This window comes from Tabrizicola sp., from assembly GCF_022842145.1.
Lineage (GTDB): Bacteria > Pseudomonadota > Alphaproteobacteria > Rhodobacterales > Rhodobacteraceae > Tabrizicola.
Genome location: NZ_JALHQD010000011.1, coordinates 14459 through 33832 on the forward strand (window position 1 = coordinate 14459; position 19374 = coordinate 33832).

The 19374-nt window shown below is 66.0% G+C and carries 19 protein-coding genes; 13 read left to right on the plus strand and 6 right to left on the minus strand.

Annotated elements, in window-relative coordinates:
* Positions 1–4: 4 nt before the first annotated feature.
* Positions 5–1177, minus strand: a complete 1173-nt coding sequence (locus Q0C42_RS19855) for a penicillin-binding protein activator (RefSeq protein WP_295080216.1) — start codon at positions 1175–1177, stop codon at positions 5–7.
* A 72-nt stretch (positions 1178–1249) separates the two neighbouring features.
* Here Q0C42_RS19855 and rsmI point away from each other — a divergent pair, with 72 nt between their 5' ends.
* From rsmI to gshB, 3 genes are read left to right on the plus strand one after another with little or no spacing between them, the layout of a single operon-like run.
* Positions 1250–2137, plus strand: coding sequence for a 16S rRNA (cytidine(1402)-2'-O)-methyltransferase (gene rsmI / locus Q0C42_RS19860; RefSeq protein ID WP_295080219.1), 888 nt, complete (start codon positions 1250–1252; stop codon positions 2135–2137).
* A gap of 3 nt (positions 2138–2140) precedes the next feature.
* A complete protein-coding gene (locus tag Q0C42_RS19865) occupies positions 2141–2536 on the plus strand; it encodes a YraN family protein (RefSeq protein ID WP_295080221.1) in 396 nt (131 codons plus the stop codon).
* Positions 2537–2589: 53 nt separating this feature from the next.
* Positions 2590–3531, plus strand: a complete 942-nt coding sequence (gene gshB / locus Q0C42_RS19870; RefSeq protein WP_295080224.1) for a glutathione synthase — start codon at positions 2590–2592, stop codon at positions 3529–3531.
* Here gshB and Q0C42_RS19875 read toward each other — a convergent pair.
* Both Q0C42_RS19875 and Q0C42_RS19880 read right to left on the minus strand, forming a co-directional pair.
* On the minus strand, positions 3528–4343 hold the full coding sequence (locus Q0C42_RS19875) for a hypothetical protein (RefSeq protein ID WP_295080227.1): 816 nt from the start codon (positions 4341–4343) through the stop codon (positions 3528–3530). The two genes, gshB and Q0C42_RS19875, sit on opposite strands and share 4 nt — an antisense overlap.
* Positions 4344–4595: 252 nt before the next feature.
* Complete coding sequence (locus Q0C42_RS19880; RefSeq protein WP_295080230.1) at positions 4596–5375, minus strand: CPBP family intramembrane glutamic endopeptidase; 780 nt, start codon at positions 5373–5375, stop codon at positions 4596–4598.
* Between the two features lie 262 nt (positions 5376–5637).
* Here Q0C42_RS19880 and Q0C42_RS19885 point away from each other — a divergent pair, with 262 nt between their 5' ends.
* The 7 genes from Q0C42_RS19885 to Q0C42_RS19915 all read left to right on the plus strand — a co-directional run bounded on the left by Q0C42_RS19885 (position 5638) and on the right by Q0C42_RS19915 (position 14068).
* A complete protein-coding gene (locus Q0C42_RS19885; RefSeq protein ID WP_295080233.1) occupies positions 5638–6333 on the plus strand; it encodes a response regulator transcription factor in 696 nt (231 codons plus the stop codon).
* Positions 6334–6439: 106 nt separating this feature from the next.
* Complete coding sequence (locus tag Q0C42_RS19890) at positions 6440–7555, plus strand: FIST N-terminal domain-containing protein (protein ID WP_295080502.1); 1116 nt, start codon at positions 6440–6442, stop codon at positions 7553–7555.
* Positions 7552–9732, plus strand: coding sequence for a PAS-domain containing protein (locus Q0C42_RS19895; protein ID WP_295080236.1), 2181 nt, complete (start codon positions 7552–7554; stop codon positions 9730–9732). Before Q0C42_RS19890 ends, Q0C42_RS19895 begins: the two co-directional genes overlap by 4 nt.
* Before the next feature lie 75 nt (positions 9733–9807).
* Positions 9808–10335: a CoxG family protein gene (locus Q0C42_RS19900; protein WP_295080239.1), complete on the plus strand. Its 528-nt coding sequence runs from the start codon at positions 9808–9810 to the stop codon at positions 10333–10335.
* Between the two features lie 59 nt (positions 10336–10394).
* Complete coding sequence (locus Q0C42_RS19905; protein ID WP_295080242.1) at positions 10395–10880, plus strand: (2Fe-2S)-binding protein; 486 nt, start codon at positions 10395–10397, stop codon at positions 10878–10880.
* A gap of 10 nt (positions 10881–10890) precedes the next feature.
* Positions 10891–13269 carry a xanthine dehydrogenase family protein molybdopterin-binding subunit gene (locus Q0C42_RS19910; RefSeq protein WP_295080245.1) on the plus strand — a complete coding sequence of 793 codons (2379 nt, stop codon included), beginning with the start codon at positions 10891–10893 and terminating at the stop codon, positions 13267–13269.
* A 10-nt stretch (positions 13270–13279) separates the two neighbouring features.
* Entirely contained in the window at positions 13280–14068 is a 789-nt protein-coding gene (locus Q0C42_RS19915) for a xanthine dehydrogenase family protein subunit M (RefSeq protein WP_295080247.1), read from the plus strand.
* 68 nt (positions 14069–14136) lie between these two features.
* Here the strand turns inward: Q0C42_RS19915 and Q0C42_RS19920 are convergent, their stop codons facing one another.
* The gene (locus tag Q0C42_RS19920; protein WP_295080250.1) at positions 14137–14787 is read right to left on the minus strand and encodes a carbonic anhydrase; all 651 of its coding nucleotides are present in this window, start codon (positions 14785–14787) and stop codon (positions 14137–14139) included.
* A 151-nt stretch (positions 14788–14938) separates the two neighbouring features.
* Here Q0C42_RS19920 and Q0C42_RS19925 point away from each other — a divergent pair, with 151 nt between their 5' ends.
* The 3 genes from Q0C42_RS19925 to Q0C42_RS19935 all read left to right on the plus strand — a co-directional run bounded on the left by Q0C42_RS19925 (position 14939) and on the right by Q0C42_RS19935 (position 17757).
* Positions 14939–15319, plus strand: coding sequence for a hypothetical protein (locus Q0C42_RS19925; RefSeq protein ID WP_295080253.1), 381 nt, complete (start codon positions 14939–14941; stop codon positions 15317–15319).
* A 179-nt stretch (positions 15320–15498) separates the two neighbouring features.
* Positions 15499–16893 carry a M17 family metallopeptidase gene (locus Q0C42_RS19930; RefSeq protein ID WP_295080255.1) on the plus strand — a complete coding sequence of 465 codons (1395 nt, stop codon included), beginning with the start codon at positions 15499–15501 and terminating at the stop codon, positions 16891–16893.
* Positions 16894–16941: 48 nt separating this feature from the next.
* A complete protein-coding gene (locus Q0C42_RS19935; protein ID WP_295080258.1) occupies positions 16942–17757 on the plus strand; it encodes an NlpC/P60 family protein in 816 nt (271 codons plus the stop codon).
* Between the two features lie 80 nt (positions 17758–17837).
* On the opposite strand, the gene Q0C42_RS19940 is transcribed toward Q0C42_RS19935, so the two are convergent.
* Positions 17838–18182 (minus strand): DUF2794 domain-containing protein, encoded by a 345-nt coding sequence (locus Q0C42_RS19940; RefSeq protein WP_295080260.1) that lies wholly within the window; start codon positions 18180–18182, stop codon positions 17838–17840.
* 30 nt (positions 18183–18212) lie between these two features.
* Entirely contained in the window at positions 18213–19220 is a 1008-nt protein-coding gene (locus Q0C42_RS19945; protein ID WP_295080262.1) for an asparaginase, read from the minus strand.
* Positions 19221–19374 lie beyond the last annotated feature (154 nt).

Below are 19374 nucleotides of genomic sequence, written 5' to 3' on the forward strand. Positions count from 1 at the left end.
ATCCTCAGAACCCGGCGCCGCCGAAGCTGCGCGGCGCAGCATCGATCACCACGACCTGGTTCGTGCGGATCGTCGCAACGGCGAGACCGCGCTCGTTCGTGCCGTTTGGCAGCAGGCGGAAGATGCCGGAGACACCGGCAAAGCCCGCCGACTGGGTCAGGTCGCCCTTCGCCAGCGGGGCCCCATCCTTGGCCCGGCCCGCCAAGGCGCCGATGGCCGCGATCCCGTCATAGGCCAGGGCCGCCACCGGAACCGGCTGGCTGCCATAGGCACCCTCGTAGCGCGAGCGGAACTGGGCGCTCAGGCCGGGGTCCGGCATGGCGAACCAGCCGCCCTGCACGCCCGGCAGCGAGAGTGTGGCCGGCGGAATATCCCAGCGGGTCAGCCCGATGAACTGCGTGGAGTTCTTGTCGATTCCGTTGTCGACCAGAAGCTGGCTCAGCAGCGGCAGCGCCCCCGCGGTATCCGCCGTCAGGAACAGCGCAGTCGCGCCCGAAGATTTCGCGGTGCCCACGATCCCCGTCGCAGCCTGGACTATGCCGTTCTGCGAGAACTCGTACGAAGTGACCCCGACGACCGAGCCGCCGGCTGCCGATACGCCACGTTCGATCGCGGCCTTGCCCACCTCGCCCGCGACGTTGCGGTCATGCACGATCAGCACCTTGGACTTTCCGTTCTGCACGGCATAACGGGCCAGTCGGCGCGCCGTGTTGTCGAAGGTCTGGCCCAGGACGAAGACGTTGCCGCCCGCAATGGCCGCGTTGTTCGAGAAGGCCAGCACGCTCACACCGGAATTCGCCACGGCAACACCCGCCGCGTTCGCCTCTTCCGAATAGAACGGCCCCAGGATCACCTGTGCACCTTCATCCACCGCCTGCCTGGCCAGCGCCGAGGCCTGCGCCGGGCTGCCGCCGGTCTTGTAGACGCGCAGGTCGATGTTCACGCCCGACAGGTCCGCCATCGCCAGCCGCGCGGCGTTTTCCAGGTTCTGGCCGAAGAGCTCGTCCTGCGACTGGCCCGAGCCCGAGGGGACCAGAAGCGCGACCTGCACCGAACCGCCCCTGGACGCTGGTGTCGTGGCGGGACCGGAAGCCACGCAGCCCGAAAGGACCACGGCACCCAGCACAAACAGCATGTGAGCCAGCGACTTGCGGGCCCGGCGAATTACGGACAACATGGTGTTTCCTCACTGTTGCAGCGCGCTGCGTTTGCCGGTCAGGCTAATGGGTTCGATTAGGGAAGTAAACTTGTGAGGCAAGGCTCGGACCCGGCTGAAAGCCCGCATAAACCCGCCCTGCGCGCCATTCCGCCGGGGCTGCACCTGATCTCTACGCCCATCGGCGCGGCGCGCGACATCACGCTTCGGGCGCTGGATGTGCTGGCCGGAGCGGATGTGCTGGTGGCCGAGGACACGCGGACCCTGCGGCACCTGATGGAGATCCACGGCGTTCCGCTGGGGACCCGCCAGGTCATCGCCTACCACGACCATTCGGGCGAAGGGCAGTTGCAGCGGCTGCTGGGCCTCATGGCCGAGGGCAAGAGCCTGGCTTATGCGTCCGAAGCGGGAACTCCGCTCATCTCGGACCCCGGTTTCGAGCTGGTGCGGGCGGTTGCCGCGGCGGGCCTCCCGATGAGCGCGGCGCCGGGGCCCTGTGCGGCGATCTGCGCGCTGACGCTGTCGGGACTGCCTTCGGACCGTTTCTTCTTTGCCGGCTTCCCGCCCTCGGCGCAGGGTGCCCGGCGCACATTCCTGGCGGATCTGGCGGCGGTGCAGGCCACGCTGATCCTGTATGAAAGCCCCAAACGTCTGGCAGCCCTCCTGTCGGAGATGGTGACCGTGCTTGGGCCGGCCCGTCAGGTCGTGGTGTGCCGCGAGCTGACCAAGCGCTTCGAAGAAGTGCTGCGTGGCGGTGCGGCCGACCTGGCGGAACAGGTTGCCCAGCGCGATATCAAGGGCGAAATCGTGGTGCTGGTCGACCGCGCCCCGCCCTCCGAGGTGACCGAGGAAAGCATCGCCGAAGCCTTGGACCAGGCCTTGAAGACGATGTCCGTTAAGGATGCGGCAACTTTTGTGTCGCAAACTCTGGGTGTGCCGCGCAAGATCGCCTACAAGATCGCCCTCGACCGCCAAGGATAGCCCATGCCCTTCGACGTCGCTTCACCGGCACGGCAGTCCCGCCAGACGCGGGGGCTGACGAACTACCTTGCCGGCCACGCGGCCGAGGCATCGGTCGCGCGCCACTACGAAGACCGGGGGATCCCGATCTGCGACCGGAACTGGCGCGGGATCACCGGCGAGATCGACCTGATCGGTCGGGATGGTGACGTGGTCGTCTTCATCGAGGTCAAGCAAAGCCGGACCCATGACCTGGCCGCCTCGCATATCTCCGACGCTCAGATCCGGCGCATCTTTGCCACCGTGGACGAATTCGTCGCCCATGAACCCAAGGGTCTCCTGACCGACGTGCGCGTCGACCTGGCGCTGGTCGACGGCATGGGTCGCATCGAAGTTGTCGAAAACGCCTTCGCGGGTTGAATTGCATCTTCCGGCAGCTTCGGCCATCACTTCCCTGAATGATGGAGTGAGCCATGCCGCTGAAGGTAGCCCTGCAGATGGACCCGATCGGGTCGGTCAACATCAACGCGGATTCGACCTTCCGCATCGCGCTTGAGGCGCAGGCGCGGGGGCATCACCTTTTCTTTTATACGCCGGACCGGCTGGCCTTCGTCGAAGGTCGCGTCATGGCCCGTGGCTGGCCGATCGAAGTCCGGCGGGAAGTCGGGAACCATGTGACCTATGGCGAGGAGACCGAAGTCGATCTGGGCAGCTATGACGTGGTCTGGCTACGCCAGGACCCGCCCTTCGACATGGGCTACATCACCACGACGCATTTGCTGGAGATGATCCACCCCAAGACATTGGTGGTGAACGACCCGTTCTGGGTCCGCAACAGCCCTGAAAAGCTGCTTGTCCTGCGCTTCCCCAGCCTGACGCCCCCCACCGCCGTCGCCCGCGACTTGGCCACCATCCGCGCCTTCAAGGCGCGGCACGGCGACATCATCCTCAAGCCGCTTTACGGCAACGGTGGCGCCGGGGTCTTCCGGCTGGACCCCAACGACCGGAACCTGTCGTCCCTGCACGAGCTTTTCATGGGCATCAACCGCGAACCTCTGATCGTGCAGAAGTTCCTGCCCGCCGTTGCCCAGGGCGACAAGCGGGTGATCCTTGTGGACGGCGAGCCAGTGGGCGCGATCAACCGCGTTCCCCAGGCTGGGGAAACGCGTTCGAACATGCATGTCGGCGGTCGCCCCGAAAAGATTGGCCTGACCGAGCGTGACTTGGAAATCTGCCGGACCATCGGCCCCGTTCTGCGCGAGAAAGGCCAGGTCTTCGTCGGGATCGACGTCATCGGCGACTGGCTGACCGAGATCAACGTCACCTCGCCCACCGGTCTGCAGGAACTCGAGCGGTTCGACGGCACCAATGCCGCCGCCCGGATCTGGGAAGTGATCGAGGCGAAGCGGGCCTAAGCCAGCCCGCTGCCGGGATAGGCGCGCACCACGTCCCACACGAGCGCCTTCATCCAGTCAGCCTGTTCGGCCGTCGGCCATCCCGGTGCGCCCCGCAGGTTCGGGATGTCCCGTGGGTCGCGTCCGTAGATCACCGCGTAATGCGCCAGCGAGATCAGGTAGGCACCCTTGGCGTTCACATGGATGTCGTCCTCGAAGAGATCCTGCATGTTCGTCAGGCCCGGTGCAGTCCCTGCCGCGATGGCATCCCAGACCGCGGCCATGATCAACGGTCCCGGTATCATTCGCATCGCCGGGCTGCCGGCGGGCCGATTGGTGTTTACATGGTCCGCGATGATCTGCCAGGCAGACATCTCGACATCCAGCCGCTCCCGGAACGGGATCATCTGGTCTTCGGATGTGTCCCATTTGGAGGGCTTCCCGCTGTCCAGGCCGATCCAGCTGGCATAAAGGATCATCTCGGCACCCTTGCCGCCACGGCCGTTCTTCAAGGCGTGCTCGTACCAGGTGAGACAGATCTTGTCAGAGCCGTGCCACTGAAGCGTGGCCCGCACTGCGACGCGTTCGGTGAGGACCAGAACGTCGTACTTAGCGATATCACGTCGGGCATCGACGGGCTCGATCGGGTCCGTCTCCCAGCGCATCTCGGCCGGGCTGCCGGGAATGGTGGACTTGTCGATCAGCATTCCCCGCGTCTCCGAGCCTCCCGCAGCTTTCACCAGCGCCTCCAGCGGGGCCGGAATCGCATCCGTCAGGCTATGACCGGACATCACGATCTTCAGGTTGAACGGGCGCTGAACCGGTTCGGCCATGAGGGGAACTGCGGCAAGGACAGGAAGGGCGGCCAGTCCCGCAAGAACAGAGCGGCGGCTTGGGGAATGCGACATGCAAATGACCTTTCACTTTATCGGGCTGAGATTACACATCGCAGATGGGTGTGACCAGTCGCCGCTGCAAGCCGGGGGAACGGGCGATTTTGCGGCGGCCCGGTTTTGCATGACCACGCTGGGCGCGAAATATCTGACAACGATTGCAAGGGCTTGTCCGCGGGCATTTACGGCCCGTTAGGCATCCTTGGTCAGCACTTCCCGCACCGTCGCCGGATCGTGGCGCAGCTTTCGCAGCAGGATCAAGCCGAAAAGGAAGTTCGGCAGCACGACAAGGATCGGCACCAGATAGGCCGAAAGCGGCAGGGGTCCCTCGGGAAGAGGGTTCCCTGCGGTCTCATAGACCACCAGGAGGATGCCAAAGTTCCAGACCATGTGATAGACGACCGCCGTCCAGATCGACCCTGTCCGCAGCATGAGAGCGATCAGCAGGAACCCGGTCATTGTCGCGGCCACCGCCTGCGCCGCCGCGATGCGGAGATCGCCCAGCGCGAAGGCGTTCAGCACGTGGATCGACCCGAACAGCACCGAGGTCAACGCCACCGCAGGCCAGATGCGGAGCCTGGATTGCAGGGCCTGAAACAGGACACCGCGGAACATCCACTCTTCCGAAAGGGCGACCAGCGCCGTGTTCACCGCCAGAAACAGCATCACCCGCGGGGGTGGCAGTCCGATGGCCAGCGCGATGGCATAGAAGGGCACCAGCGTGAGGATCGGAAACCAGACCAGCTTTGCCATTGCCCAGCCGTCCGGGGGACCGAAGCCCAGCCCGCGAAAACCGAAGGCTCGGGTGGCAAACGCCAGGACCGAGAGCCCCGCGAGAACGTTCCAGGCCGGGTTCGAACCCAGAAAGCCTACAAGTTCGACGATGGAGCCGGATCCGTCCTGCCGCAAAAGAGCCCCCACCAGGCTTGTCGCGACAAGCCAGGCCAAAAGCGTGAAAAGTGCGCGGAACAAGTGGTTCGGGGTCTTTGGCATCGCGGTCCTGTGCAGTCGGGCGGAATTCGCCCTTTGCAGACGCTTCGGAGCGTGAAGCGTTCCATTATCGCGGGCCTGTGCTGCAGGACTAAGCGCCTGACCGTCTTCCGACAAGGGTACAACATCCCAAGGTAAAGCTGCCCCCACGGCAGTCAGGCCGCAAATAGGACTATTGGCCTGTATCCCCGGCCGGGCCCGCAAGATAGAGTTGCAGGGAACCTGGCACCCGAAGGCGGTCAAGATGACGATGGTTCCCACAGGCGAGGCCCGGCCGATGCATTCGGCGCTGATCGTCGACGACCATCCCTTGTTCTGCGATGCCCTGTCGATGACGCTGAAATCCGTCGCCGGGATCGAAGAGATCGAGACGGCCGATCGGCTGGAGACGGCGATCCATCGCATCGACCTGACCCCTGCGCCGGATGCCATCGTGCTGGACCTGAACCTGCCGGACGTGAACGGGATCGACGGGCTGATCCGGTTGCGGCAGGCGGCGGCGGGCGTGCCGGTGCTGGTGGTGTCATCCCTTGCCGACAACCGGGTGATCGGGGCTTGTCTGGCGGCCGGCGCGGCTGGCTTCGTGCCGAAGCATTCCCGGCGCGAGGTGTTTCGCGCGGCCTTCGACGCGCTGCGCGAGGGGCGGCGGTTCCTGCCCGAAGGCTACGAGCCGGTCCCGGAGGGGAAATCGAAGGCCACGGCGAAGGAAGAGGTCATCGGGCGGCTCGCGCTGCTGACCCGGCAGCAGGCGAAGATCCTGCAACTGATCTGCGAGGGGCTTTTGAACAAGCAGATCGCCTATGAGCTGTCCATCGCCGAGACGACCGTGAAAGCTCATGTCACCGCGATCATGCGCAAGCTGGGGGTGCAAAGCCGGACGCAGGCGGTGCTGATCGCGCGGGAGACGAACTTCTCCAGCCTCATGCCCGAGGATGGATGAGATGAGGACGGCGGGGGCCTTGCCCCGGTCAGGCGGCGCGCCGTAGCATCGGCCCTTGGAGGGGAGAAGCCGGATGTCTGCGCCCTTGGCCCTTGCTGCTGCGGTGATGCCGCGCGCCCATGTCGGTGCGCGCGACCCTGACGCCTTGGCGCAGTTGGCGCGGGGCTTGGGACCGGGGCCGTTCGCGGCGGTCATCCTGTTCGTCTCGCCCGAGGCAGACCGCGCCATGGTGGCAAGCGGGCTGGAGACGGCTTTTCCCGGCGTCACGGTGATCGGCTGCACCACGGCTGGGGAAATCTCGCCCGAGGGCTATGCGGAAGGCGAGATCGTCGCCGTGGCCTTGCCCGCAGCGGTCTTTGCGGTGGAATGCCTGGGGATCGACCTTGCCGCGCTGGACGGGCAGGAGCTGATCGGACGCCTGATCCGGGCGCGGGCGGGGCTGGCGCGCAAGCATGGCGGGTGGGAGGACGAGTTCGCCTTCCTGATGGTCGACGGCATGTCGATCCGCGAGGACGAACTGACTGCAGCCTTGGGTCCCGGGTTGGGCCCGGTCCCGCTCTTCGGGGGGTCGGCGGGGGACGGAACCCGGTTCGGCGCGACCTTCGTGTTGCAGGATGGGCTTTTCCGGGAGGGGTGGGCGGTCCTGATGATGGTCAGGACGGCCTGCAAGGTGCGCGTGTTCAGCCTGAACCACCTGACCCCCACCAATCGCCGGATGGTCGTCACCGGGGCAGACCCCGCGCGGCGCGTGGTCCACCAGATCAACGCGGAACCGGCGGCGCAGGAATATGCGCGACTGCTGGGCAAGGACCCGGGGCAGCTGACGACCTTCACCTTTGCAGCCCACCCCGTGGTCGTGCGGATCGGTGGCAGTCACCATGTCCGCGCGATCCAGCGAATGGCGCCCAATGGGGACCTCGTGTTCTTTTCCGCCATCGACGAGGGGCTGGTGCTGACCCTGGCCGAGCCCTTGGACATGGCCGCGCATCTGGACGAGGCTCTGCGCGGGTTGTCGGACGGGGTGCGGCCAGCGATCCTGGCCTGCGACTGCATCCTGCGACGGATCGCGGCAGAGGAGAACCAGCGGTTTGGCGCGGTTTCCGCCTTGCTGAAGGCGCATGGGGTGGTGGGGTTTTCCACCTATGGCGAGCAGCTCAATTCCATGCACGTGAACCAGACGATGACCGGGGTGGCGATCTATCCGCCGAAGGTCGGTTCATGATCGAAACCCTGATCAACCCGGCTGACAGCGCCGAACGGCGGGCCGAGAAGCTGCTGACCATCGCCGAGGCGCTGATGCGGCGGGTGGAGCAGGCGACCGACGACAGTGGCGCGGCCTATGCCCAGTTCCAGCGGGCGGCGCTGCTGGAGGACCAGGTGCGCGAGCGGACGCAGGACCTGGGCCGGGCGCTGGACCTTCTGAACGACTCCAATGCGCGGCTGGCCGAGGCGACGCGAGAGGCCGAGACGGCGCGGCAGAACCTGTCCAACGCGATCGAGACGGTGCAGGAGGGGTTCGCGCTGTTCGACCGCGAGGACCGGCTGGTCATGTGCAACAGCCGCTTTGCGATGCACATGCCGGATGTGCACGCCGAGTTGCAGCCGGGGCTGGGGTTCGCGGGTTATGTGGCGATGGTCAGCCGGTCTCCGTTTCTGGCGCTGGAGGGGGAAAGCCCGAACGGTTGGGCGGAAGCGCGGATGCGGCGGCACAAGGACCGGCATGTCATCTTCAACGTGCGGCTGGGCGGTGACCACTGGGTGCAGGTCAGCGAACACCGGACGGCCGACGGGGGCACGGTGATCCTGCAGACCGATGTGACGGACATCATTCTGGCGGAACGGCACGAGCGCGGGAAGCTTCTGGACGACCAGGCCCGGGTGATCCGCGCCACGCTGGACCACATCAACCAGGGTGTCGGCATCTTCGACGCCGAGGCGCGGCTGGTGGGGTGGAATGGGCGGCTGGGATCGCTCCTGTCGCTGCCGATGGGGCGGCTGCGGATCGGTGCCTCGTTCGAAGCGGTGTTCGGGCGGCTGCCGGTACAGTTCGAGGGGATGACTCCGGGCGCGCTTATGGCGTGGGTGGCTGGGGCGGCGCGGGCCCCGCTGGAGTTCGCGGTCAGGCGGGGGGAGGAGCTGATCCTGGACGTCTTTGCCCAAGGGATGCCGGACGGTGGGTTCGTCCTCAGCTTCACCGATGTCACGGCGGAACGGGCGGCGCTGGTGGCGCTGAGCCGGGCGAACGAGACGCTGGAAGCCCGCGTGATGGAGCGGACGCTGGAGCTGGAGGATGCGCTGGCCCATGCCGAACGCGCGAATGCCAGCCGGTCCCGGTTCGTTGCAGCGGCTTCGCACGATCTGTTGCAGCCGCTGTCGGCGGCGAAGCTGTTCATCAGCTCGATTGCCGGCGAGGGGCTGGACCGGGGGGCGCAGGTTGCGCTTGAGAAGGCGCAGAACGCGCTGATGTCGGTCGAGGGGCTGCTGGACGCTTTGCTGGACATCTCGAAGCTGGAATCGGGGAAGGCGGCGGTCAGCGTGGGGGCGGTAAGCCTGGACCGGCTCTTGCGCACGATGGCCGAGGAATTCGCACCGATGGCGGCGGCGAAGGGCCTGCGGCTGACCGTGGTGCCTTGCAGCGCCACGGTGGAAAGCGATCCGGCCTATCTGCGGCGCATCCTGCAGAACCTGATCGGCAACGCGATCCGTTACACGACCAGGGGCCGGGTGCTGGTCGGTGTGCGCAGGCGGGGCGGCGTGGTGCGGCTGGAGGTTTGGGACACCGGGCCCGGCATCCCGGAGGACGCGCAGAACGACATCTTCAAGGAGTTCCACCGCCTGAACGCCCGCGCCTCGGCCAGCGAGGGGATGGGGTTGGGCCTCGCCATCGTGGAACGCGCCTGCGCACTTCTGGGCCATCCCTTGGGGCTGAACTCCGAGGTCGGGCGCGGGACCTGCTTCATGGTGCAGGTGCCCTTGTCCGAAGGGCCGGACCTGCCGGTGCAGGTGGAGGTGCCGGAACGGCGGCGGGGGCCGGTGGCGGCGGACAAGATCGCCTTTCTGGTGGAGAACGACGCCGAACTGCGTCGCGCGCTGGGGCTTTTGCTGGAAAAGTGGGGGATGACGGTGCTGGAAGCGGCCTCGGGCGAGGAGGCCGTGGCGCTGATTGAGGAGATCGGAATTCTGCCCGACATCTTCATCGTCGATCACCAGCTGGGCGAAGGCATGACCGGGATCGAGGCTTTGCTTACGCTGCGGGTGGAACATGGGCCGGTGCCGTCCCGCCTTATCACGGCGGATCGCGGGGCCGCTTTGCAGGACCTGGCGGCGAAGGCAGGCATCGAAATCCTGTACAAGCCCATCGACCCCCGGGCGCTGGAAGCGGTGGTCGCCCATCTGTGACCAGCCTACGACTTAGGCAGCATAGCCGGAGGCCCCCTTGCGCCCTAGTCTGCGGCCCAAGAGGGGGAGTTTTCCATGCTGTTGAGTGATACCCGCGAAATCAAGGCCGACGCGAAAACGGTCTGGGATGCCATCCTGAACCCCGAAGTTCTGAAGGAATGCATTCCCGGCTGCCAAAGCCTGACCGGATCGGTGGCCGAGGGCTATGAGGCCGTCGTGAAGCAGAAGGTCGGCCCGGTCAGCGCCACCTTCACCGGGCTGGTGCAGCTGTCGGACATCATCGAGGGCAAGTCCCTGAAGATCAGCGGCGAGGGCAAGGGCGGCGTGGCGGGCTTTGCCAAGGGCGGGGCCAACGTCAGCTTCGAGCCGATCGATGGCGGCACCCGCCTGACCTACGAGGCCGAGGCCAATGTCGGCGGCAAGATCGCCCAGCTGGGCAGCCGGATCATCGACAGCTTCGCCAAGAAGCTGGCCGACGAGTTCTTCACCCGCTTCCAGGCGGCCGTGGAAGAGCCCGAGGAAGAGCCGGAAAATGTGACCGAAGAAGCTGTTGCCGATTCGGGGGAAAAGAAGAAGGGTTGGTTCAAACGCCTGATCGGCTGAACCGACGGCACGCGACCAACAAGACGCGAATACCTAGGACGACCCAGGGAGGAATACGAATGACAAAGGTCTCGATGACCGTGAACGGCAAGGCCGTTTCCGGGGAAGTGGAAGGGCGGACGCTGCTGTCCTCTTTCCTGCGCGAAGGTCTGGGAATGACCGGCACCCATGTCGGCTGCGACACCAGCCAGTGCGGCGCCTGCGTGGTGCACGTGGACGGCAAGCCGGTGAAAAGCTGCACCGTCTTTGCTTCGGACGTGGCCGGGGCGACGGTCAAGACGATCGAAGGCATGGCGAATGCCGACGGCTCGCTCAGCGTATTGCAACAGTCGTTCCAGGATCATCACGGGCTGCAGTGCGGCTTCTGCACGCCGGGCATGGTGATGTCGGCGGCAGCCCTGCTGGCCGAGAACCCCAGGCCCACCGAACATGAGGTGCGTCACTACCTGGAGGGCAACATCTGCCGCTGCACCGGGTACCACAACATCGTCAAATCCGTGATGGCTGCCAGCGGGCAGGACGTCTCGGCTTTGGCAGCGGAATAGGGGGGATCGGATGCCGAAGGATCATGGAATTGGCGCGTCGTCGAAGCGCCGCGAGGATATCCGCTTTCTGACCGGTCGCGGGGTTTATACCGACGACATGGCGTTGCATGCGCAGGCCGCGGCGGTGTTCGTGCGGTCGAACGTGGCGCATGGGCGGATCGGGAAGATCGATACCACCAAGGCGTCGGCGATGCCGGGCGTGCTGGCGATCTTCACCGGAGAGGATTTCAAGGATGTTGGCGGCAACCCGGCGGGCTGGCTGATCAACAGCCGCGATGGCACCCCGATGCGGGAACCCAAGCGCCCGGTGCTGGCCCACGGCAAGGTGCGCCATGTGGGCGACGCCTACGCGGCCGTGATTGCCGAGACTGTCGCGCAGGCAAAGGATGCAGCGGAGCAGCTGGCCGAGGATTCGGTGATCGAGGAGCTGCCTGCCATCGTCGACATGAAGGCGGCGGTGGCCGATGCCTCGAACCGCGTCCATGACGAGATCCCGGACAACGTCTGCTTCGACTGGGGCTGGATCGAAGATAACCGCGCGGCGGTCGATGCGGCGATGAAGGCGGCACCGCATGTCGTGACGCTGAACCTGGTGAACAACCGGCTGATCCCGAATGCGATGGAGCCCAGGGCCTCCATCGGCGAGTACAACCCGGGGACGGGGGACTACAAACTGACGACGACCAGCCAGAACCCGCACCTGACGCGGCTTCTGGTAGCGGCCTTCGTGCTGGGCATTCCGGAGAACAAGCTGACCGTGGTGGCCCCCGACGTGGGCGGCGGCTTCGGCTCGAAGATCTATCACTACGGCGAAGAGGCGCTGGTTCTGGCTGCGGCCAAGAAGCTGGGCCGCCCGGTGCGCTGGACAGCGGAGCGGTCCGAAAGCTTCCTGACCGACGCGCATGGCCGCGACCATGTGACCAAGATCGAGCTTGGCTGCACCAAGGACGGCGAGATCCTGGCGATCCGGACCGAGACGCTGGCGAACGTGGGCGCGTACTTGTCGAACTTCTCGACCGCCACGCCCACCTTCCTGCATGGCACGCTGATGTCGGGGCCCTACAAGGTGCCGCATGTCTATGTGAACGTGAAAACCGTTTTCACCAACACGGCCCCGGTGGATGCCTACCGTGGCGCGGGCCGCCCCGAGGCGACCTATTCGCTGGAACGGGTCATCGACCAGATGTGCCGCGAGCTGGGGCTTGACCCGTTCGAGGTTCGGCGGAAGAACCTGCTGACGCCAGATCAGTTCCCCTATCAGTCGCCCGTGGGGCTGCTCTACGACACCGGCAACTACCAGGCGACACTGGACAAGGCTGTCCAGATGGCCGACGTGGCTGGCTTCGAAAAGCGCGCGGCAGAGTCGAAGGCGCGCGGCAAGCTGCGCGGCATGGGGCTGTCGACCTGGATCGAGGCTTGCGGCATCGCGCCGTCCAATCTTGTGGGCATCCTTGGCTCTCGCGTCGGGCTTTTTGACGCGGCGACGGTGCGGGTGAACGCCACCGGGAATATCTCGGTCATGGTCGGGGCGCACAGCCACGGGCAGGGTCACGAGACGGTCTTTGCGCAGATCGTGGCGGAGAAGCTGGGGATCCCGGAGTCTTCGGTCGACATCGTGCATGGCGACACCTCGAAGATCCCGTTCGGGATGGGGTCCTATGGCTCGCGGTCGCTGGCGGTCTGCGGCACGGCGATGACCAAGGCGGTGGACAAGATCATCGCCAAGGGCAAGAAGATCGCGGCCCACATGCTGGAGGCGGCGGAGGGCGACATCACCTTCGAGGATGGCAAGTTCAGCGTTTCGGGGACCGACAAGGCCAAGACCTTCGGCGAGATCGCGTTCTCTGCTTACGTGCCCCACAACTACCCGCTGGAGACGCTGGAACCGGGGCTGGAGGAGACGGCCTTCTACGACCCGGCCAACTTCACCTACCCCGCCGGCGCCTATATCTGCGAGGTCGAGGTGGACGAGGGGACCGGCAAGGTCGAGGTGGTCGCCTTCCACTGCGCCGACGACTTCGGCAACGTGATGAACCCGATGATCGTCGAGGGTCAGGTGCATGGCGGCGTGGGTCAGGGGATCGGCCAGGCTTTGCTGGAGTTCACCACCTATGACGAAAACGGCCAGCTTCTGACGGGGTCCTACATGGACTACCCGATGCCGCGGGCCGAGGATGTGCCGTTCTACAACGTGGACTACAGCTGCCAGACGCCTTGCACCCACAACCCATTGGGCGTGAAGGGCTGCGGCGAGGCGGGGGCCATCGGCTCACCGCCGGCTGTGGTCAACGCAGTGATCGACGCCTTGCATCGCGGGGGGCACACTCACGTGAAGCACATCGACATGCCAGTCTCGCCGTCGCGGGTCTGGTCGGCGATCAACGGTTAAGGGGGACACCATGCACAACTTCGACTTCGCAAAACCCTCGACCATCGCGGACGCGGCAAATGCTTTGGCCGGTGAGGGGGCGCAGGCCCTGTCGGGCGGGCAGACGCTGATCCCGACGATGAAGCAGCGGCTTGCCGCGCCCGGCGTGCTGGTCAGCCTGACCGGCATTGCCGAGATGCAGGGCGTCTGCACCGGCGACGGTGGGCTGCACATCGGGGCGGCGACGTCTCATGCCGTTGTCGCCAAGGACGCCCATCCGCATTACCGGGCGCTGGCCGAGCTTGCCGGTGGCATCGGCGACCCGGCAGTGCGGTCACGCGGCACGATTGGTGGGTCGATCGCCAACAACGACCCGGCGGCCTGCTATCCCTCTGCCGTGCTGGCTTCCGGCGCGACTGTGGTGACCAACAAGCGCAGGATCGGGTCGGATGACTACTTCCAGGGCCTGTTCACCACGGCGCTGGAGGAGGGGGAGTTCATCACGTCAGTGGTTTTCCCGATTCCGCAGAAGGCGGCCTATGTGAAGTTCAACCAGCCCGCCAGCCGCTTTGCCCTGACCGGGGTCTTCGTCGCGAAGTTCGCGAACGGGGTCCGCGTTGCGGTGACCGGCGCAGGCAACGACGGCGTCTTCCGCTGGAAAGAGGCGGAGGCCGCGCTGTCAGCCAACTTCTCGGCCTCGGCCATTTCCGGGCTGACGGTCGATCCGGCGGGGATGAACACTGACCTCCACGGCTCGGCTGCCTACCGCGCGAACCTGGTCAAGGTCCTGACCGGCCGTGCGGTGACCGCTGCGGGCTGACCCTTCGCCAAGACGCAAAGGCCCGGTGGAGCGATCCGCCGGGCCTTTTGCATTTCTGACTTGAAAGGTCACACCGGGAAGAAACCGCCCCGCGTTGGGTCGTAGCTTTCCAGCCCGCCCTCGCCCGTGTCGGTCCACAGGCCGTGCAGGGTCAGCCGGTCATCCTCGACCGCAGTCTTCACGAAGGGGAAGGTCAGCAGGTTCTCCAGACTGGTCAGCACCGCCTGCTTTTCCAGTGCGGGCAGGATCTGGTCGTCAGGCAGGTTCGACACCTTCTGAAAACCGGGACGCAGGATGTCCATCCAGCGACCGACGAAACTGGTCTTCTCCTCCAGGTGCGGCGCATGGCCCCGGCACATGTCATGGCAGCCCTTCACGCCGCCGCAGTTCGAATGGCCGAGCACGACGATATGCGCGACGCCAAGGCCCGTGACCGCATATTCCACCGCCGCCGAGGTGCCGTGATATTCGCCGTCCGGGTTGTAGGGCGGCACCAGATTGGCGACGTTGCGGTGGATGAAGAACTCGCCCTCGTCCGCACCGAAGATCGAGGTGACATGCACCCGGCTGTCGCAGCAGGAAATCACCATCGCCCGTGGATGCTGGCCGCTTTCTGCAAGCCGGCGATACCAGGCGCGGTTGTCCTGGTAGGTCGTGGCACGCCAGCCGTGAAAGCGCTGGACCAGATAGGTTGGAAGCGGCCGGATATGGGTGGTCATTGTGGGTGAGTCCTTCGTAACCCCCCTTGCCTATGCCGCATTTGCAGAAAATTCGAGGGGCAAATTCCCCGGTGGCTTGGGCTGGGGCAACCAATTGTTCAGCAAGACAGGCCAATCTGCGCCTGGGTGTGAATGAAATTGGGTGTTCGTGATGGGCGAGATAGCCGCTCTCAGGCCACGAGAGGTCGTGCGTCAGGATGTCGAGGCAATCGCGGTGATCTACCGCAATCTGGGGGCGCCGGTGGCCGAGCAGATGGTGACGCGGGCCTTGGGGGAATTGGCGCTGACGATGGCGGGCATTGCGGAAAAGGTCCGTGGTCAGGATCTGAAGGACCTGTCGCGGCAGTTGTCGCGTCTGGGGCGCATGGCGGCGGACCTGGGTTTGCTCAGCCTGGCCACTGTGGCAGGCGACGCGAAGATCTGCCTGGAACGTGCGGACGGAACCGCGTTCTCGGCGGTCTGGGCGCGGCTGATGCGGGTCGCCGAACGTTCGCTGACGACCGAAGTCGGGGTGGCCGACCAGACCTTCTAGGGCGACGCCCGCGCACTTCGCAGTTGCAGGGACGTGGACTGGTGCAATCCCTGCGCTTCATCCTGCCGGCCGGGTGGAAGGGGGAATTTTCGCACAAGCTCGTCAGATCTCTGGAAAGGCTTGATCTTGCGCGGAATACTCCGGCAACTGATGCGACCTTACCCCAGACGTGAACCCCGATGACCAGCACTTTCGCCTTCGCCGACCCCTCAGCCGCCGCAAGGCCGTTCCATGTCCTTCGGCCCGAGGAGGTGGAAGCATATCTGGCGGGCCCCGGCCAGGCCTGGGCGGCCTGGTTGACCGCGACCGGTTTCGAGGCCGGATTGGGTGAGGTGCGGCTCTTGCCGGGACCGGACGGCAGCGTGGCGGGCGCGGTGGCAGGCTATGGCACCGCTCAGGCGCGGCGGCGGTTGCGCTTCGGGCTGGCGAAAGCGATTGCAGGCCTGCCGCAGGGCGACTGGCGGCTGGAGGGACAGCTTGACCCGGCAGAACGGGTCGAGGCCGCGCTGGCCTGGCTTCTGTCTGGCTACCGTTTCGACCGCTACCGTCCGAAGAAGAAGTCCCCCACCCTGCCCCGTCTGGTCTGCCCCGAAGGGCTGGACGCCGCCCGCCTTGTCGCGATGGCTGCGGGTGAGGCGCTGACCCGCGACCTGATCAACACCCCGGCCGAGGATATGGGTCCAGCGGAGCTGGAGGCGGCCTTCCTGGCGCTGGCGGCGGAATTCGGCGCGGAAACTGACGTGATCCGGGGCGAGGAGTTGCTGACGCAGAACTTTCCGATGATCCATGCCGTCGGCCGCGCCAGCCCGCGCGCGCCCCGCCTGCTGGACCTGCGCTGGGGGACCACGGGGCCAAAGCTGACGCTGGTCGGCAAGGGGGTCTGCTTCGACACGGGCGGGCTGAACCTGAAGCCGTCGAACGGCATGAACCTGATGAAGAAGGACATGGGCGGGGCGGCCACGGTGATGGGCCTCGCGCGGATGATCATGGCGCTGGGGCTGCCGGTGCAACTGCGCGTTCTGGTGCCCGCCGTGGAAAACCTGGTTTCGGGCAACGCCCTGAAGCCCAAGGACATCCTGACCAGCCGCAAGGGCCTGACGGTCGAGGTCAACGACACCGATGCCGAAGGGCGGCTGGTCCTGGCCGATGCCCTGGCCTATGCCTGCGAAGGTGCTCCCGATGTGCTGGTCAGCATGGCAACGCTGACCGGCGCGGCGCGGGTGGCGGTGGGGCCGGACCTCGCGCCGTATTACACCGATGACGAGGGGTTGGCGCAGGCGCTGGAGGCGGGCTCGAAGGCCGGGTTCGATCCGGTCTGGCGGCTGCCGCTCCATGACGCCTATGAAAGCGTGATCGAGCCGGGGATCGCGGACCTGGACAACGCTCCGGGTTTCGGCTTTGCGGGGTCGATCACGGCGGCGCTGTTCTTGCGGCGCTTTGTGGAAGGTCCGCGCTATATGCATTTCGACATCTACGGCCACACGCCCAGCGACCAGCCGGCGCGGCCGAAGGGTGGGGCCGGACAGGGCGCGCGGGCCCTGCTGGAGGGGCTGGACGCCATGTTGGCGCGTTAGCAGCGACGGTCGGCGCAGGGAGTGGGTGAACGAGTGGAGGAGCACAGGATGGACAGACGGCTGACCCCCTATTCGGGACGTGTGGCGCATGTCTCCCTGTCGGGAGTCGTGGACGCTCCGCTGACCGAGGGGCTGCAGGCTCAGGTCACTGTGCCGGTGGCCAATCTTCGCGCCACTCCCGGCGGTGCAAGGGATCGCCAGCTGCTTCTGGGCGAGACGGTCACGGTGATCGACCGCGACAAGGGGCATGTGTTCGTGATGTGCACCAAGGACGGCTACTGCGGCTGGATGGCCGAGGGCGATCTTGGCCAGGGTCCCGCCCCGACTCACTGGGTCGCGGCCCCGGGAACGCATCTTTATTCGGAGCCGCAAGTGCAGGCGCCCGAGAAGGCCGCACTGAGCCTCGGCTCGCGTCTGGCGGTGATCGGGTCCTGGGGGGCCTGGGTGAACACGCCGCATGGCTATGTCCCGATGCGCCACCTGCGCGCGCTTGGGGACTGGGCCGATGATCTGGTGGCAGTGGCGGAAAGCCTGATCGGGACACCCTATCTCTGGGGCGGGAATTCGCGGTTCGGGCTGGACTGTTCCGGCCTGGTGCAGCTGTCGCTGCACGCCTGCGGCAAGCCTTGTCCGGGCGACAGCGACATGCAGATGGCGCTTGGCCGCAATCTTGCCGCCAACGAGACGATGAAGCGGGGCGATCTGATCTTCTGGAAAGGCCATGTCGCCCTTGTGGTGGACAAGGACCGGCTGATCCACGCGAACGGACATACGATGTCGGTAGCCTATGAGGGGATCCGGGACAGTGTCGGGCGCATCTCGGCTGGGGGTGGCGGCCTTGTGCTGGCGCGGCAGCGGCTCTGACGCGACGCTAAGATGAGTGTTTGGGCTCAGGGGGTTGGGCCGTAGCGACGAGAAGACGAAGTCGAACGAGGAGTGTTCCGTCAGACCGGGCCGATCAGCCGCTTTTCCAGCACCTTCAGGACCTGGTCCAGATCATGCCCGCGACGCAACACGTGGCCGTCGATGCCGACCACGGCGTAAAGCCCCTGCCGCGCCCGCAGCTTGGGGCGTTTCTCGATCCGGTAAAGCGGCGTCTCGGCGGTGCGGCGGAAGATCGCGAAGACCGCAAGGTCGCGCATCGCGGCAATGGCATAGTCGCGCCATTCCCCGGCGGCGACCATCCGGCCATAAACCCGCAGGATCTGGCCCAGCTCCTTACGGTCAAAACTGACCACGTCCGAGATTGGGCCGGGCTGCGGAAACGGGATCGGCGCTTCAGCGTTCATCGCCAAAGCTTACCTGCTTCGCCTCTCAAATCAACCGGGAAAGCCCGAGGCCAGCCGGTAGAAGCCCGTCTCCAGCCCACGCCAGTTGCGCTGCACGCCGGCCATGCGCTTCACCGCGGCTGGATGCGCCGGATCAAGAACACCGATTTTCGCCAGCAAAGCGGCCACCGCCGCCTCGGACGCGCGATAGCCGCCGTCGAGGACTTTCAGCGCGATGCCAAGGCCCTTTTCCGGCACGATGGCGATATAGACCGCCTCGGCACCGCCCTTGATCGCCACACGGCCGTCCATCGCCCGCATCAGTTCGGTGCAGGCCTGCCCCTCGCCCGAGACCAGGTGCGGATGCGCCGCCATCGCCCGGCTGAGGCGGTACATGGCATCCTCGCGCGCGCCGTGACCTTCCCGAGCGGTCGCGAATTTCGCCATGCCGCGAGCCAGTGCGCCCACCGACATCGCGAAGTTCGGCGCCGAGCAGCCATCGACGCCCCAGCCCGCCGACGTCTCCTCGGTGACCTCTTCGGTTGCGGCGCGGATGGCCTTTTGCAGGGGATGGTCGATCTCGATGTATTCCGGTCCGGCCGTGAGGTGCTGGGTCACGGTCAGAAAGCCCGAATGCTTGCCCGAGCAGTTGTTGTGCAATTGGCAGGGCTTCTCGGCAGCGCGGATCAGCCGGTCACGCTCGGTCAGGTCGCCGGGTTCATGCGCGCCGCAGCGGAGGTCGGATTCGGACAGGCCCAGGTCGGTGATCCAGCGCCCGGCGAGGTCAACGTGGACCTGCGCGCCCCGGTGGCTGGCGCAGGACAGCGCCAGATGCGCCTGGGAAAGGCCGCGCGCGTCGGCCGCGCCGGTTTCGATCAGCGGCAGCGCCTGCAGCATCTTGGCCGAGGAGCGCGGGAAGATCACCGCCTCCGGGTTGCCCCAGGCGGCGACGATACCCTTGGCGTCGCAGATAACTGCGTGGCCAAGATGGGTGCTTTCCAAAAGGCCACCGCGCCAGACTTCCAGCACGGGAACCGCGCCCTCATTCACTTTCACCATTCGCTGGGTCTCCGTCACATGTGCGCGAATTGTCGCCCACGGGGCTTTCGCGGGTAAGGGCTTTTGATTATGGCTGGAATATCGGGTAGAACGGCGCCGCGCCAGCCAAAAGGGTCCAGCCGGACCGGGCGCGTGGCGAGGAACGAAGACAGCT

Bases quoted from the DNA above. Each gene is read 5' to 3' on its own strand.
- Q0C42_RS19920 (WP_295080250.1), bottom strand. From the start codon at position 14,787: ATGACCACCCATATCCGGCCGCTTCCAACCTATCTGGTCCAGCGCTTT.
- Q0C42_RS19890 (WP_295080502.1), top strand. From the start codon at position 6,440: ATGCCGCGCGCCCATGTCGGTGCGCGCGACCCTGACGCCTTGGCGCAG.
- Q0C42_RS19865 (WP_295080221.1), top strand. From the start codon at position 2,141: ATGCCCTTCGACGTCGCTTCACCGGCACGGCAGTCCCGCCAGACGCGG.
- Q0C42_RS19895 (WP_295080236.1), top strand. From the start codon at position 7,552: ATGATCGAAACCCTGATCAACCCGGCTGACAGCGCCGAACGGCGGGCC.
- gshB (WP_295080224.1), top strand. From the start codon at position 2,590: ATGCCGCTGAAGGTAGCCCTGCAGATGGACCCGATCGGGTCGGTCAAC.
- Q0C42_RS19900 (WP_295080239.1), top strand. From the start codon at position 9,808: ATGCTGTTGAGTGATACCCGCGAAATCAAGGCCGACGCGAAAACGGTC.
- Q0C42_RS19905 (WP_295080242.1), top strand. From the start codon at position 10,395: ATGACAAAGGTCTCGATGACCGTGAACGGCAAGGCCGTTTCCGGGGAA.
- Q0C42_RS19910 (WP_295080245.1), top strand. From the start codon at position 10,891: ATGCCGAAGGATCATGGAATTGGCGCGTCGTCGAAGCGCCGCGAGGAT.
- Q0C42_RS19885 (WP_295080233.1), top strand. From the start codon at position 5,638: ATGACGATGGTTCCCACAGGCGAGGCCCGGCCGATGCATTCGGCGCTG.
- Q0C42_RS19875 (WP_295080227.1), bottom strand. From the start codon at position 4,343: ATGGCCGAACCGGTTCAGCGCCCGTTCAACCTGAAGATCGTGATGTCC.
- Q0C42_RS19935 (WP_295080258.1), top strand. From the start codon at position 16,942: ATGGACAGACGGCTGACCCCCTATTCGGGACGTGTGGCGCATGTCTCC.
- Q0C42_RS19915 (WP_295080247.1), top strand. From the start codon at position 13,280: ATGCACAACTTCGACTTCGCAAAACCCTCGACCATCGCGGACGCGGCA.
- Q0C42_RS19855 (WP_295080216.1), bottom strand. From the start codon at position 1,177: ATGTTGTCCGTAATTCGCCGGGCCCGCAAGTCGCTGGCTCACATGCTG.
- Q0C42_RS19945 (WP_295080262.1), bottom strand. From the start codon at position 19,220: ATGGTGAAAGTGAATGAGGGCGCGGTTCCCGTGCTGGAAGTCTGGCGC.
- Q0C42_RS19930 (WP_295080255.1), top strand. From the start codon at position 15,499: ATGACCAGCACTTTCGCCTTCGCCGACCCCTCAGCCGCCGCAAGGCCG.
- Q0C42_RS19925 (WP_295080253.1), top strand. From the start codon at position 14,939: ATGGGCGAGATAGCCGCTCTCAGGCCACGAGAGGTCGTGCGTCAGGAT.
- Q0C42_RS19940 (WP_295080260.1), bottom strand. From the start codon at position 18,182: ATGAACGCTGAAGCGCCGATCCCGTTTCCGCAGCCCGGCCCAATCTCG.